This is a genomic window from bacterium (Candidatus Blackallbacteria) CG13_big_fil_rev_8_21_14_2_50_49_14, assembly GCA_002783405.1.
In the GTDB taxonomy this organism is placed as follows: Bacteria; Cyanobacteriota; Sericytochromatia; order UBA7694; family UBA7694.
In genome coordinates this window covers 81,091-93,978 of the sequence record PFGG01000041.1, presented here as the reverse complement: position 1 = coordinate 93,978, position 12,888 = coordinate 81,091, and the positions used below count along the sequence as shown (strand labels likewise).

12 protein-coding genes are annotated in these 12,888 nt (G+C 49.1%); 3 read left to right on the top strand and 9 right to left on the bottom strand.

The window, feature by feature from the left end:
- The first annotated feature begins 119 nt into the window (after window positions 1–119).
- A complete protein-coding gene (locus COW20_09760) occupies window positions 120–1,124 on the top strand; it encodes an alcohol dehydrogenase (protein ID PIW48365.1) in 1,005 nt (334 codons plus the stop codon).
- A 79-nt stretch (window positions 1,125–1,203) separates the two neighbouring features.
- Here the strand turns inward: COW20_09760 and COW20_09755 are convergent, their stop codons facing one another.
- From COW20_09755 to COW20_09745, 3 genes are all read right to left on the bottom strand, one after another.
- A complete protein-coding gene (locus COW20_09755; GenBank protein ID PIW48364.1) occupies window positions 1,204–3,732 on the bottom strand; it encodes a leucine--tRNA ligase in 2,529 nt (842 codons plus the stop codon).
- A 151-nt stretch (window positions 3,733–3,883) separates the two neighbouring features.
- Window positions 3,884–4,417 (bottom strand): hypothetical protein, encoded by a 534-nt coding sequence (locus tag COW20_09750; GenBank protein PIW48363.1) that lies wholly within the window; start codon window positions 4,415–4,417, stop codon window positions 3,884–3,886.
- A complete protein-coding gene (locus COW20_09745) occupies window positions 4,410–5,642 on the bottom strand; it encodes a hypothetical protein (protein PIW48362.1) in 1,233 nt (410 codons plus the stop codon). Before COW20_09745 ends, COW20_09750 begins: the two co-directional genes overlap by 8 nt.
- Before the next feature lie 137 nt (window positions 5,643–5,779).
- Here COW20_09745 and COW20_09740 point away from each other — a divergent pair, with 137 nt between their 5' ends.
- Window positions 5,780–6,544 (top strand): hypothetical protein, encoded by a 765-nt coding sequence (locus tag COW20_09740; protein ID PIW48361.1) that lies wholly within the window; start codon window positions 5,780–5,782, stop codon window positions 6,542–6,544.
- On the opposite strand, the gene COW20_09735 is transcribed toward COW20_09740, so the two are convergent.
- From COW20_09735 to COW20_09710, 6 genes are all read right to left on the bottom strand, one after another.
- Complete coding sequence (locus tag COW20_09735; GenBank protein PIW48360.1) at window positions 6,541–7,116, bottom strand: chloramphenicol phosphotransferase; 576 nt, start codon at window positions 7,114–7,116, stop codon at window positions 6,541–6,543. The two genes, COW20_09740 and COW20_09735, sit on opposite strands and share 4 nt — an antisense overlap.
- Window positions 7,117–7,174: 58 nt before the next feature.
- The gene (locus COW20_09730) at window positions 7,175–7,687 is read right to left on the bottom strand and encodes a cytidine deaminase (protein ID PIW48359.1); all 513 of its coding nucleotides are present in this window, start codon (window positions 7,685–7,687) and stop codon (window positions 7,175–7,177) included.
- A gap of 77 nt (window positions 7,688–7,764) precedes the next feature.
- Window positions 7,765–8,682, bottom strand: a complete 918-nt coding sequence (gene rocF / locus COW20_09725) for an arginase (GenBank protein ID PIW48358.1) — start codon at window positions 8,680–8,682, stop codon at window positions 7,765–7,767.
- Window positions 8,683–8,892: 210 nt separating this feature from the next.
- The gene (locus COW20_09720) at window positions 8,893–10,002 is read right to left on the bottom strand and encodes an aminotransferase (protein ID PIW48357.1); all 1,110 of its coding nucleotides are present in this window, start codon (window positions 10,000–10,002) and stop codon (window positions 8,893–8,895) included.
- 75 nt (window positions 10,003–10,077) lie between these two features.
- On the bottom strand, window positions 10,078–10,407 hold the full coding sequence (locus tag COW20_09715; protein ID PIW48462.1) for an iron-sulfur cluster assembly accessory protein: 330 nt from the start codon (window positions 10,405–10,407) through the stop codon (window positions 10,078–10,080).
- 123 nt (window positions 10,408–10,530) lie between these two features.
- Window positions 10,531–11,523: a hypothetical protein gene (locus COW20_09710; protein ID PIW48356.1), complete on the bottom strand. Its 993-nt coding sequence runs from the start codon at window positions 11,521–11,523 to the stop codon at window positions 10,531–10,533.
- A 153-nt stretch (window positions 11,524–11,676) separates the two neighbouring features.
- Here COW20_09710 and COW20_09705 point away from each other — a divergent pair, with 153 nt between their 5' ends.
- Window positions 11,677–12,882: a cystathionine beta-lyase gene (locus tag COW20_09705; protein PIW48355.1), complete on the top strand. Its 1,206-nt coding sequence runs from the start codon at window positions 11,677–11,679 to the stop codon at window positions 12,880–12,882.
- The last annotated feature ends 6 nt before the right edge of the window (window positions 12,883–12,888 follow it).

Genomic DNA, 12,888 nt, shown 5'->3' with positions numbered 1-12,888 from the left:
GATGATTCAAACAAAGGAAACAGCCAGAGGAAAGCAAGCAGACTGTATCCTGTGTTAAGCTCAAAATAATAAAATTAACTTCACCCTTAGAACAACACACATAAAAAAAGGTATCCTCCATGATCAATGCCTACGCTGCTTTTGAACCCAAAGCTCCACTCCAACCCTTTGCTTACGACCCCGGCCCCTTGCCCGCAGACCAGGTCGAAATCGAGGTGCTCTACTGCGGCGTTTGCCACAGTGATGTTTCAGTCATCGACAACGAATGGGGCTTTAGCCAGTACCCGTTGGTAGCTGGGCATGAAGTGGTGGGTAAAATTGCCGCTCTCGGCGCAGAGGTCAAGGGTCTTCAAATCGGCCAAACCGTAGGATTGGGTTGGCATGCAGGCTATTGCAATCAATGTGCCTTCTGCCGGAGTGGAGACCACAATCTCTGCAGTCATTCTCAAGCCACGATTGTCGGGCATTATGGCGGCTTTGCAGACAAGGTCAGGGCTGCGGCCAATGCGGTGATTCCAATTCCCGAAGGCGTTGATATCAGCAAAGCAGGCCCGCTTTTTTGCGGGGGCATTACCGTTTTTAACCCTTTGGTGCAATTTGAAATTAAACCCACAGACAAGGTGGCCGTGATCGGCATTGGCGGATTGGGGCATTTGGCCTTGAAGTTTTTAAATGCCTGGGGCTGCGAAGTGACGGCCTTTACTTCAAGTGCTGCGAAAAAAACCGAGGCACACGCTTTGGGCGCACACCATGCCCTGAATTCACGCGATCCCGAAGAAATCGCCAGTGCAGCAGGTCGTTTCGATCTGATCATCTCCACAGTCAATGTCAAACTGGATTGGAACCTCTACCTCAGCACCCTGAGCCCACGCGGACGCCTGCATTTTGTAGGGGCCACCCTGGAACCCTTGGATATCAGTGTCTTTTCACTGATGGGCGGCCAACGCTCTGTTTCTGCCTCGCCTGTGGGCAGCCCCGATACGATTGCAAAAATGTTGGATTTTGCCAATCGGCACCAGGTAGAAGCTGTGGTAGAGACTTTTCCCTTTGAAGAAATCAATGCCGCCTTGGATCGGGTTCGCGAAGGAAAAGCACATTATCGGGTGGTTTTAAGCAGAGCCTAGCTTTTCAGAGTTTGAAAAGCCTGCTGAAACATAAAGGCCGGGGGTGCAATCACCCCCGGCCTTTCAAAATTCTAAAACCTTATTTCACAACCAAATTGAGCATGCGATCCACGCGGTGAATGACCTTCACCACCTGCACACCCTCCAGGTGTTTCTGAATCGCCTCATCGGCCTCGGCAATGGCTCTGACACTGGCTTCATCAGCGCCAACCGGCACGTTGATCACGCCCCGCAGCTTGCCATTGAGTTGAACGGGAATTTCAATATTGCGTTCAATCAGTTTTTCAGGATCATAGACTGGCCATTCGGCCTTGGCAATGCTTTCTGAATGGCCCAGGCTGGCCCAAAACTCTTCGGCCAGATGGGGAGCAAAAGGAGCTAAAATCCTTGCAAAAATAGGCTTCATGGATTCGGGCAAATAGCCAATCCGGGTGGCTTCGTTGACAAAAATCATCATCGTGCTGACCGCAGTATTGGGGTGAATGGCATCCAAATCTTCGCCAACTTTTTGGATCGTTTTGTGCAAAAGGCGTTCCAGTTCTTCAGGAAACTCTGACTCGGCGGGAACTTCTTTTTCAGGGAAATACAGGCGCCAGACCCGTTCCAGGAAACGGCGTACCCCTGCCATGTTTTCAGTTTGCCAGATGGCATTGTCTTCAAGTGGCCCCATAAAGACCTCATAAAGACGCAGGGAGTCCGCACCATAGACTTCAATGGTTTCGTCAGGGGTGACCACGTTGTGTTTGCTTTTGCTCATTTTTTCAACGCGGGTTTCCAAAAGCGTATCGCTGCCTTTGACAAACCACTGCTCTTGGGTTTCGCCCTTAGCCGTTGTATAACTGCGGCATTCAACCTCTGAAGGATAATAATATTTGCCCCGCGAATCACGGTAACTGCGGGCTTGAATTTTGCCCTGGTTAAACAGGCGTTGAAAGGGTTCTTTGGTTGAAACCAGCCCCAAATCATAGAGCACCTTGTGCCAGAAACGGGCATAGAGCAAATGCAAGGTGGCGTGTTCAGTGCCGCCCACATAGAGATCAACAGGCATCCAGCGTTTTTCGAGGGTCGGGTCCCAGGGAGCGTCATTGTTCTGGGGATCTATAAAGCGCAGATAATACCAGCAGGAACCCGCCCATTGGGGCATGGTATTGGTTTCACGCAGACCTTTGCGCCCATCGGGCAGGGTCACTTCGCGCCATTGCGCACCCGCACGGGCCAGAGGGGGCTGCCCGTCTTCAGTGGGATTGATATCATCCAGATGGGGCAGTTCTATCGGCAAATCCTGACTGGAAAGTCCCATCACCGTGCCATCTTCAAGATGCACGACAGGAATCGGCTCTCCCCAGTAGCGCTGGCGGCTGAAGAGCCAATCGCGCAGACGGTAGTTGATTTGGCCTTCGCCATGGCCATGCGCTTCGAGCCAGGCAATGATCGCTTTTTTGGCATCGGCAATATTCAGACCATCCAAAAATTCTGAATCCACATGGGGGCCATCACCGGTATAAGCCGTTTCATGCACATCTCCGCCCTGAACCACTTCAATTAAAGGCAAATCAAAGGTATTGGCAAACTCCCAATCGCGCTCATCATGGGCTGGACAGGCAAAAACCGCACCGGTTCCATAGCTCGCCAGCACATAATCGGCAATCCAAATTGGCACCTGCTGATGGTTGACGGGATTGATCGCATAGGCCCCGGTAAACACACCGGTTTTCTTCGACTCGGTCATGCGTTCGCGTTCAGTATGCTTGGAAGTTTCTTCGATATAGGCTTCTACCGCCGCTTTTTGCGCAGGGCTGGTCAATTGGGGAACCAAAGGATGCTCAGGCGCTAAAACACAATAGGTACAACCAAACAGGGTATCTGGACGGGTGGTAAAGATATCAAAGGCAGAATCCTGATCCGCGACCTGAAAGCGCACGCGTGCGCCTTCAGCTTTGCCAATCCAATGGCGCTGCATTTCTTTCAGACTTTCAGGCCAATCCAGCGTATCCAAATCATCGAGCAATTGATCAGCATAGGCCGTAATTTTCAGCATCCACTGCTGCATCATGCGCTTTTCAACCGGGTCACCGGTTTCTACATAGACGCCGTCTTTGACCTCTTCGTTGGCCAGCACCGTGCCCAAGGCCGGGCACCAATTGACAGGCAACTCAGCCTGATAGGCCAGACCTTTTTCATAGAGTTTGAGAAAAATCCACTGGGTCCAACGGTAATAATCCACCTGGCTGGTATTGATTTCACGATCCCAATCATAGCCCAAGCCGATTTTTTGCAATTGTTTGCGAAAGGTATCGGTATTGCGGCGGGTGACCTCAGCGGGATGCAGGCTCTCTTTATTGGCCTGGCGCTCAGTGGGCAGACCAAAGGCATCCCACCCCATGGGATGCAGCACATCAAAGCCACGCATGCGCTTATAACGTGCAATAATATCACTGCCCACATAGCCCTTGGGGTGGCCTACGTGCAAACCTTGACCTGAAGGGTAGGGAAACATGTCCAAGACATAGTACTTGGGTTTATCTCCCAGGCTTTCGGTTTTGAAGGTTTTGTTTTCAGCCCAATATTGCTGCCATTTTGCATCGATTTCTTGGTGATTATAACTCATGCTGCTATCCTTGGTTTCTTCTCAAATGTATTCATCTTAACCCAGAAGTGGCTAGAGACTAAAGTCGATCGCCAAGGAATTAAAACCTTTAAGCAGAGAGTGCTTGACGACCCACCCCCTGCAAAAGAGGGCTTCAGTCACTTCATTTTTGTCATTTGAACTGTTTCGGGCATTTAGCGGGATCTTTCCAACAGGCCTGCCATTGCGGGTCTTCTGTCAAAAGTGCAGCTTCAGATTCATTCAAAACCCGCTCAGCCAGATCCTGCAAAAACCCTTCCAAATACTGCGCCTCTTTCCCACTGGCTGCCACCTGCCACATCGTACCGCAGGTGGGGGCACAGGCCTTGAGGTCATTTTGCACCAGATAGGCCATCTGCCCCATGGGTTTTAAAATAGCAAGCAACATCTCACGGGGCTTGGTTTTTTGAAAAGCCTGGGCCGGATAATAGCGCTTGAGCATCTCTTCGGCCAAGTTGAGCATACAGTCGCGGTAGCGTTCATTTCCCCGGATCATGTGATGGGTCACCCCACTGTCCCAATCAGGTTTGGCCTGATAATAACAGGCTTGACGGGCCAAAGGGAGATTCCGAGCAAAAGCCAAGGGATCCGTCATTTTTTTTGTTTCTGCTCCAGCAGGCCCAACCAAACAGAACGCCAATCCCAAGCCAAGGATTGTTTTAGTCACGGTATAGCCCCATTTCTGACCAGATTTTCAGAGACGCGAGTAAGGGCTCAGCTTGCAATGTTTCTCCTGGTTGCTTGACTATTTTATCCAATTCAGCGCGGTTCTGAATCAAACCCGGCCGCCGGGTGGTTAAAACCGGCTGTACCAGCCAGGTCGATTGCTCGGGTTTAACAATCAAGCGGCTGAGCGCCTCTTGGTATGCTTTTTTTTCAAGCCGGGCAAACCAAAGCCGGTATTGTGCCGACTGCAACATGGCAAAATCTCCGCTGGAATCACCCGCCACTAAAAAGGGACGCTCATTGGGGCCGGTAATGTATTGGATAATATTGGCCACTTTGCCAGCAAATCCCGTCAAAGGAAAAACCACCTGATTGGTCAATTCATATTGATTCAGTTCATTGGGGTCTTGCTCTTGATAGCGTTTGTTTTCTCTGACCAACCAAGGATCTTTCACCAGACGGCCCGTGCGTTTATCGCGCAAAAGCACTGAAGCCCCAATCACATGATCGGCAGGGAAAACAAACTGGGTGCCCAATTTTTCATTGATACGCTTCATCAGCTCCACGGTCACCATATAGCGCACAGTCCAGACATTTGAACCTGAAACCACATAAATATCATAGCCATGGCGAATCAACTGGCCGACAAAATCGACAATTTCAGGGTTGAAAAAGGGCACGCGGTAGGTAGTATTGCCAGGAGAAGCTTCTACGCGGGTTTCCTGGCCTGTCTTACGATCGCTTTCAGCCCGGTTATTGCCATACACTTCACGGGTAGCTTCAATCACTTCAGTGGGATTCAAACCCTGCATGGCCTGAACCATCCAGGCATAGGAATTGGCAGCCGCCGTCACGTCCTGGGGGTGAGAATCCAGATCCGCGAGTTGATTATAATAGGCGGCAAGGTCAATGCTCGTATCCAAAGAAATATTTTTTCCGCCCATAAAAAAAGCTGGGGAAATCGCCTCCAAGGCTGGGCTGCGTTTGATCTTGCCCTTGCGCTCCAATTGTGCAAAAGTCGCTTCGCCAATATCACGACTGACGAGGGTATTGTCAAAATCCAAAACGACTTTTTTTCCGGCATAACTATTGCTTGTCAGCAGTTTTTCCAGGCGGATACGCAGATCCGGATTCCAATGACCGGGCTCTAATTCAAAAGGCGCAGCCTGCGCAACAGCAGGCAGGCTCAGCAAAGTGGTCAGGGTCAAGGCCAGCAAATGTTTCATGGCAAATCAGCACTTTCGTTTTTACTTCATTGTGACGGGCATCGGCAGGGCATGGCAAGGGGGGCTGAGACGAGAGAAACGGGAACTCAAGCCTCCTCGCTTTCGTCATGCTTAACATTGACCCTCAGGAGGATTGCATGAAATTAAGTCGTCAAGGACGTTTATGGGCTCTCGGAATCAGCTTCGCCCTGCTCAGTTTTACCTCACAAGCGCAGGCCGAACCCAGTTTTAATCTCGAAGTCTTTCAGGGGGCAAAAGCCTGGTACAGCCCGGGCTTCTCTTTTCTCGATACGAGTTCTTTTAACGGAGCAACCGCAACCCAAGGCTATACCAACCTATCGGGGACATTTCTGAGTCAGGGGGGCGGAGCCCATCTGATTCTCGATCGGATCATTTTGGGGGGTTCTGGTTACGCCCTGAGTGGCTTCAGAACCGCCAATGCCACTGGTGAAATTTTATCTGTGAATGGTGGCTATGGCCTGTTTAATCTGGGCTATCTGGTCTATAGCGACCAGAATTTCAGCCTTTATCCCATGTTGGGAATTGGTTCAGGCAATATTTCTGTGAGTGGCTCCAGCAGTTTAAACAAACTCTTTGGGCTTTCGAGTACAGAAGAAATCAGCCGCATGGATTCCAATCAGGTGGTGCTGGATATTGGTCTGGGTGCAGATTATATGATTGATTTTAATGGCGATCCCGCAAATGCCAGCGGTCTTTTGGTGGGGCTCAAACTGGGCTATCTGTTTGTGGCCTCTCCCACCCAATGGGAAGCCAATCGGCGCATTCTGGGAGGGACCAATTTGCCCAATTTGAGCAATCAGGGGCTCTATTTTAATCTGACTTTGGGCGGGGGCACCCAACGCAGCCAGAGTTCACAAATGCTCGGGGAAAGCGGCTATTAGCTGGCTTTTCGCACACCTGAAACCAGGTTTTGAGACAAGGCATCCTGACAAAGCGCATTGAAAATACGGGGAGCCTGTTGAAGCTGGGCCGCAATAGCCATCGCATTGTCTTCAACACTGGCAGTATGGCTGTTGAGCTCCAAGTCATAATCACAATAGCTATGTACCGTTTTGAATTGAGAACGGGCCAGACCAAGCGGACGGTTTCCCCGCATCTGTTCTCTGCGCTCCAGTTCTTCGAGCGGACAGTGAAGCGCCACCATCCAGACCTGATAAGGCGCCAGAAATTTCAAGGTTTTTTCTAAGCAGGCAGGCTCTTCAAAAACCGTATCAATCACCAGGTCAAACCCCTCAGAGGCCCAAAGTGCCAGATTCTGATAAAAAACCTTGCGCAGGCGTTCATAGGGAACCGTATGCAAGGTGGCTCCAGCAGGAAAGGCACGAAAGCAATCATCAATCGAAAGGCGAACCCATTGGTGATTGCTGAGGGCCTGAAAAGTACGTGCTAACGAGGATTTACCAGCACTTGAAGTACCGTTGATAAGAATAATGGATGGACTCATGTGCTTCATTATCCAGCTTAAGAAGCGCAGATGGCAAGACTGAATACGGTGATTCAGCGCACAAATTTCAGAGTGCAGCGGGCTCGTTTTTTTTCACGGTGGCATTCTCAAACATCAATGGCAAAAGCCCTTGAATATCTGCAACCACATAGACGGGGCCTTGTTTTCCCTGCATAATAATCCGAATCGGGTGACCATGCCGGTTGCGGTATTCAGCAATCACCTGACGACAAACCCCACAGGGAGTGACCAGTTCCTGACTGTCTTCAGGCCCTGAAATGGTAGTTACGGCAAGGGTCACAACCGCATCGTTCGGATACTCCGCTCCGGCAGCAAACATAATAATGCTTTCAGCGCAGAGCCCCGAAGGATAGGCAATATTTTCCTGATTGCTGCCAGAGAGCACCTGCCCAGTGGCCAAACGTGCTGCTGCACCCACTTTGAAATTGGAATAAGGGGAATAAGAATTCACTGCAGCAGCGCGGGCTCTTTCAAGCAAGGCTTGATCCTCTACAGGCAAATCTGCTGGTTGATCATAGATTTCCAAGAGCGTTTCTAAACGATGATAGTGTATAGTCATTTTGTTTTCCGAATTTCAGAGTGGGAGGTTATTATAGCCTGCTCACTGTGAAAAAGGGGAGAAGATCTCCAAGCAAATTAAAGAATTCGCTTGCCAAAGGCCGATTGAATCAACTCCACACCCAATTCAGCGGTTTGATTGCCCATATCCAAAATGGGATTTAACTCCACCATTTCCATGCCGATCAAACGCCCTGTCCCCGCGATTTTCTCCATTAAGAGATGTGCTTCGCGGTATTTGATACCGCCTTTGACAGGGGTGCCTACGCCCGGTGCAATTTTGGGGTCCAAGCCATCAAAATCAAAGGAGAGATGAATTCCTGCGGTTCCAATTCCCGCAATCTCAATCGCTTCACGAATAATCGCCGGCATGCCTTTTTCATCGATATCGGTCATGGTATAGGCATGAACACCGCTCTCACGCACAATTTTCTTCTCTTCGACATCGACATCGCGCAAGCCGATAATGACAACCTTTTCAGGTCGAATTTTGGGAGCGAATCCGCCCAAATTTACCAACTCGGGTGCTCCCATGCCCAAACAGACTGACATGGGCATGCCATGAATATTCCCGGTATGCGTAGTGTCTGGGGTATTCATATCGGCGTGGGCATCAATCCAAATCACACCAATTTCCTGACCTTTTTCATGATAAAAGGCACTGATACCGCCAATAGTTCCAATTGCAATACTGTGATCGCCACCCAAGACCAAAGGGAAATGGCCTTTCTGCATGATTTCAAAAACGCGATCGTATTGAATTTGACAGGCTTGGGTAATCTCTTCTAGGAAACGTGCATTTTTCTGACCTATTTCAGAGGCCTCAGGAATTTGCACCGTGATATTGCCTTCATCACAGACCTCAAAGCCCATTTCACGAATGGCATTCACCAAGCCTGCAATTCGAAACGCTGATGGCCCGGCATCTACGCCTCTGTGACCGGCTCCTAAATCGAGTGGTGCTCCCAATATGGAGACTTTCTGATCTTTACGCATGACATACCTCTTGAAAATCCGGCTTGATATGCTCAGTATAGCAAAGGAAAGATCGGGGTTCATGATCTCATTCACAGCTGAAAACCGAAGCCCAAGCGGTTCAAGGGTTTAAAATGAGTGCTGGTTCACGGCAGCGATTTCTCGCCTCAGCACTCATGCTCTATCTTACCCCAAGCTTCAGAAAATCAACAAAAACCGAGTCTATTCAGTTTAAGATTTTTGTAATTGACTCAGGGCTGCTTCAAGCGCCTGCAAAACCGCCCAAATCGTGGGTTGAAACTGATAGCCCAAATGGCCAATTCTAAATATTTGCCCTGTCAATTTTCGTTGCCCCCCGCCCAAAACCATATTGTAGTGTTGGTGAAGATGGGAGCGGATCAAATCTGCTGACAGGCCCTCTGGTGGATAAACAGGTGTCACTGAACAGGAAGCATGGTCTGGATTTTCAATCATTAAGCGTAAACCCAACTGCTCTAAACCCTCTCGAGCCGTATTGCGTAAAAGCAAATGTCGGGCCTGGATCGCTTCCAGCCCCTCTTCACGCATCATCGCCAAGGCCACGCGCAAACCATGAAAAATTGAAATCGGGGGAGTCCAGGGAGTCCAGCCCTGTTCGGCGTATTCCAGCGTCACCGAAAAATCCAGGCTAAAACGCGGCAATTCTGCGCTGCGATGAGCTACCCAGGCTTTTGGACTAAGTGCCACAAAAGCAAGTCCTGGAGGCACCATCAAGCCTTTTTGCGAAGCCCCCAAGACCACGTCCAATTGCCATTCATCCATTTGAACCGGCGTCGAAGTCAAACTGGAAATAGCATCGACAATACTCAGGGCCCCATGTCGTGAAATGATTTCACTTAATTCACGCAGAGGATTCAATACCCCTGCAGAAGTTTCATTGTGAACCACAAGCACAGCTTTGATCTGTTTTTGTGTATCGGCTTCAAGTCGTGCAGACAGTGCCTGGGGAGAAACGATCTCACCCCATTCATAGGCCAGACGCTCGACTTCAAGACCGTAAATCTCTGCCATTTGACCAAAGCGTTCCCCAAAGGAACCATTGCTCAAAGCCAAAACTTTATCGCCAGGAGAAAACAGGTTCGTCAAAGCCGCTTCCATGCCCGTTGTACCAGAACCCGTCAGCATCAAAACCCTGTGCTGGGTTTGAAAGACCCATTTTAAACCTGCTTCAATTTCGCGGAATAATTCGGCAAACTCTGGGCCACGGTGATTGATCATGGGCCCAGAAAGGGCCTGAAGAACGGCTTGAGGAAGAGGCGTTGGGCCGGGTAACATCAAATACTGAGGTAAAATTTGAGACATCTGAAGCGTCACTTTCTGATTAAATCAAGACGCTCCAGCTTAACAAAAAATCCAGACCCAGTTGAGACTTTCAACTTAAACGGAGAACGATTCACCACAGCCACAGGTATTGCTGGCATTGGGATTGATAAATTTAAAACCCCGTCCATTTAGACCATCGTTGAAATCCAAGGTCATGCCTTTGAGATAGATCGCACTTTTACGATCAATTAAGACTTTGATTCCCGCTTGTTCGAGAATATGATCGCGCTCTTTGGGTTCATCGTAATCCAAATGATAGGAAAGCCCAGAACAGCCACCGCCTTTGACCGCCAGACGAATTCCCAGTTGGGCATTGTCCTGACGCGAGAGAAAACGTTGAATTTCAGTTAGGGCTTTGGGCGTCACCTGCACCAAAGGAGGCATTTTACTGGGATCGGTTAGAATCACCCCGGTTGTGGTTTCACTTGAAACTTGGCTCATTGCATCTACCTCAGTCAAACTCATTAAGCTCATTATGCCAAATCCAGACAAATTTATCCAGATTATTCAGCGCTGAATTTCTGTATTGACAGGAAAACGCAAAGAAATAACCATGGGCAGGTGATCTGAACCTACAGGTGTTCCCAAATGCAAATCAACCACCTCCAATTGTTTGCTGACCAGACACTGATCAATCGGAATTCGAGCCACTTCAGGCAAATATGCAGGCCAGGAAGGCAAGACTCCGAATCCTCTGCGACAGTTGTGCAAATCACTGTTCCGCTCAAACTGCTTGTAATAGGGTGAATACATGGAGACATTAAAATCCCCCATTACCAAAACAGGAGGTTCCTTGCTGAGCGCAAATTTTCCCAAGGCATCCAACTGCCGGTTGCGACGAAGCGCAGGTACACGCACAGGTGAATCCAGATGGGTCGAGATCAGGTAAAACTGTCTTTCCCCCAAATCTACCCAGGTACCCAATGTGGGAAGCTCTGCCTGCCCCAGGAACTTCAATTCAGCTCGGTGCAAAGGAAATTTGCTCCACAGACCCAAGCCAAAATAGTTTTTATCACGGGGTTGAAAACGAAAAGGGTAGGCCCGTCCCAAGCCATTCATCAACTCCAAGTGTTTGGGATGAAATTCCATTAAAGCCACGATATCGGGTTGCTCTTGTTTTATCAACGAAGCCAAAGAAGTCACTTCTGGATTGGTATTGAGTACATTCGCCAGCAGCACTTTGATCTCAGAATGTAAAGGACTTGCCAGCGCCTTTTCGTGAGCAACAGGAAGATACCAAGGCAACAGTTCTATGGCATGCAACCCCAAGAGCAACAAGAGCATAACAACCCATTTCCAGCGCCGCATCAGGCCCATCAAGAAGAGGGGAAGCAACAGGGAAAGACTGAATTGCCATTTAAATTGACCCAGAAGGTCAAGCCCGGGATGCAGTCCCCCCCAATAATTGCTCAAGCTGAAAAAACCCAAACACAAACTGAGCCCTACCGCAGGTTTATACAGGGGGGGATTTTTCTTTTTTGGGGGGGGTAAATTTTTCATAAAATTCAAAGGCTTTGCGCTCTTGAAATACGATAACACAATTCTCTGCAGGAATCTGTGCGCAGATCCCCAAAGACTTGATCTATATCATCCCATATACCCCCATAGGTTTGTTACACTCCATTTACTTCGCTGAAAGAAAAGGATCTGGCTATGACATTTGAACCCGCCTCAGAAATACAGGATTACCTCGTTTTTGGAGAATATGGCGAGGTCAATCCTTCCATCAATGACTCTTCAACCTATACCTTCTTAAATCCTGCCACCATGGAAGCACTCTTCGATCATGAAATTGAAGGCTGTTTTCTCTATTCACGCCACTGGAATCCCAGCAATAAATATCTCGCTCAAGCGCTTGCTGCCATGGAAAATACCGAATCGGCTCAGGTCACTTCTTCTGGCATGGGGGCGATCGGCTGCACCCTTTTACAACTCTGTCAGCAAGGTGATGAAATCATTGCCAGTCGTACTATTTATGGCGGAACTTACGCCCTGCTCAAGAATTTTTTACCCCGTTTGGGCATTCAAACCAAATTTGTCAATATTCACAACCGAGAAGAAGTCGAAGCCGCGATTACCCCCCAGACCAAACTGATCTATGGCGAATCGATCAGCAATCCTTTGCTTGAATTTGCGAATATTCCCGCTTTGGCAGAATTAGCCCATGCCCACGGGCTCAAACTGGTAATCGACAATACCTTCAGCCCCCTGATGTTGAGCCCGGTCAGATTGGGAGCAGATATCGTCTTGCACAGCCTAACCAAATTTATCAACGGCACCAGCGACTGTGTGGCTGGAGCTGTCTGCGGCCCCAAAAATCTGATTGACGAACTTTCCAATGTCAACCATGGTGCAACCATGCTTTTGGGGCCCGTTTTGGACAGTTTTCGCTCTGCCAGTATTTTAAAAAATTTGCACAGTCTGCATATTCGAATTCAAAAACACTCAGCCAATGCCCTCATGCTGGCTCAAGCCTTGCAGGAATGGGGTATTAAGGTGCATTATCCAGGCCTTGAAAGCCACCCAGACCATGCCTTGCTCAGCTCTCTGATGAACCCAGGCTATGGCTATGGGGGCATGTTGGTGATGGATGCAGGCGATACCCAGACTGCCAATCAGTTGATGGAGCGCATGCAACAAGAAAAAGTCGGCTATTTGGCCGTCAGCTTGGGATATTTTAAAACCCTCTTCAGCGCACCCGGTCACAGTACCTCGTCAGAAATTCCCCCCGATGAGAGACAAAAAATGGGTCTCAGTGATGGCATGGTTAGAATTTCAGTCGGATTGGACTATGATATGGCGCGCACCTTGGAACGGATCAAAACCTGTTTGCAGGATGTTGGCCTGCTAAAAAAATAAGCAAAA

What these genes read in the sequence shown, in the direction of transcription:
- COW20_09730 (PIW48359.1), bottom strand. Translation starts at nt 7,687, where the DNA reads ATGACTATACACTATCATCGTTTAGAAACGCTCTTGGAAATCTATGAT.
- rocF (PIW48358.1), bottom strand. Translation starts at nt 8,682, where the DNA reads ATGCGTAAAGATCAGAAAGTCTCCATATTGGGAGCACCACTCGATTTA.
- COW20_09755 (PIW48364.1), bottom strand. Translation starts at nt 3,732, where the DNA reads ATGAGTTATAATCACCAAGAAATCGATGCAAAATGGCAGCAATATTGG.
- COW20_09740 (PIW48361.1), top strand. Translation starts at nt 5,780, where the DNA reads ATGAAATTAAGTCGTCAAGGACGTTTATGGGCTCTCGGAATCAGCTTC.
- COW20_09705 (PIW48355.1), top strand. Translation starts at nt 11,677, where the DNA reads ATGACATTTGAACCCGCCTCAGAAATACAGGATTACCTCGTTTTTGGA.
- COW20_09745 (PIW48362.1), bottom strand. Translation starts at nt 5,642, where the DNA reads ATGAAACATTTGCTGGCCTTGACCCTGACCACTTTGCTGAGCCTGCCT.
- COW20_09760 (PIW48365.1), top strand. Translation starts at nt 120, where the DNA reads ATGATCAATGCCTACGCTGCTTTTGAACCCAAAGCTCCACTCCAACCC.
- COW20_09735 (PIW48360.1), bottom strand. Translation starts at nt 7,116, where the DNA reads ATGAAGCACATGAGTCCATCCATTATTCTTATCAACGGTACTTCAAGT.
- COW20_09715 (PIW48462.1), bottom strand. Translation starts at nt 10,407, where the DNA reads ATGCCTCCTTTGGTGCAGGTGACGCCCAAAGCCCTAACTGAAATTCAA.
- COW20_09710 (PIW48356.1), bottom strand. Translation starts at nt 11,523, where the DNA reads ATGAAAAATTTACCCCCCCCAAAAAAGAAAAATCCCCCCCTGTATAAA.
- COW20_09720 (PIW48357.1), bottom strand. Translation starts at nt 10,002, where the DNA reads ATGTCTCAAATTTTACCTCAGTATTTGATGTTACCCGGCCCAACGCCT.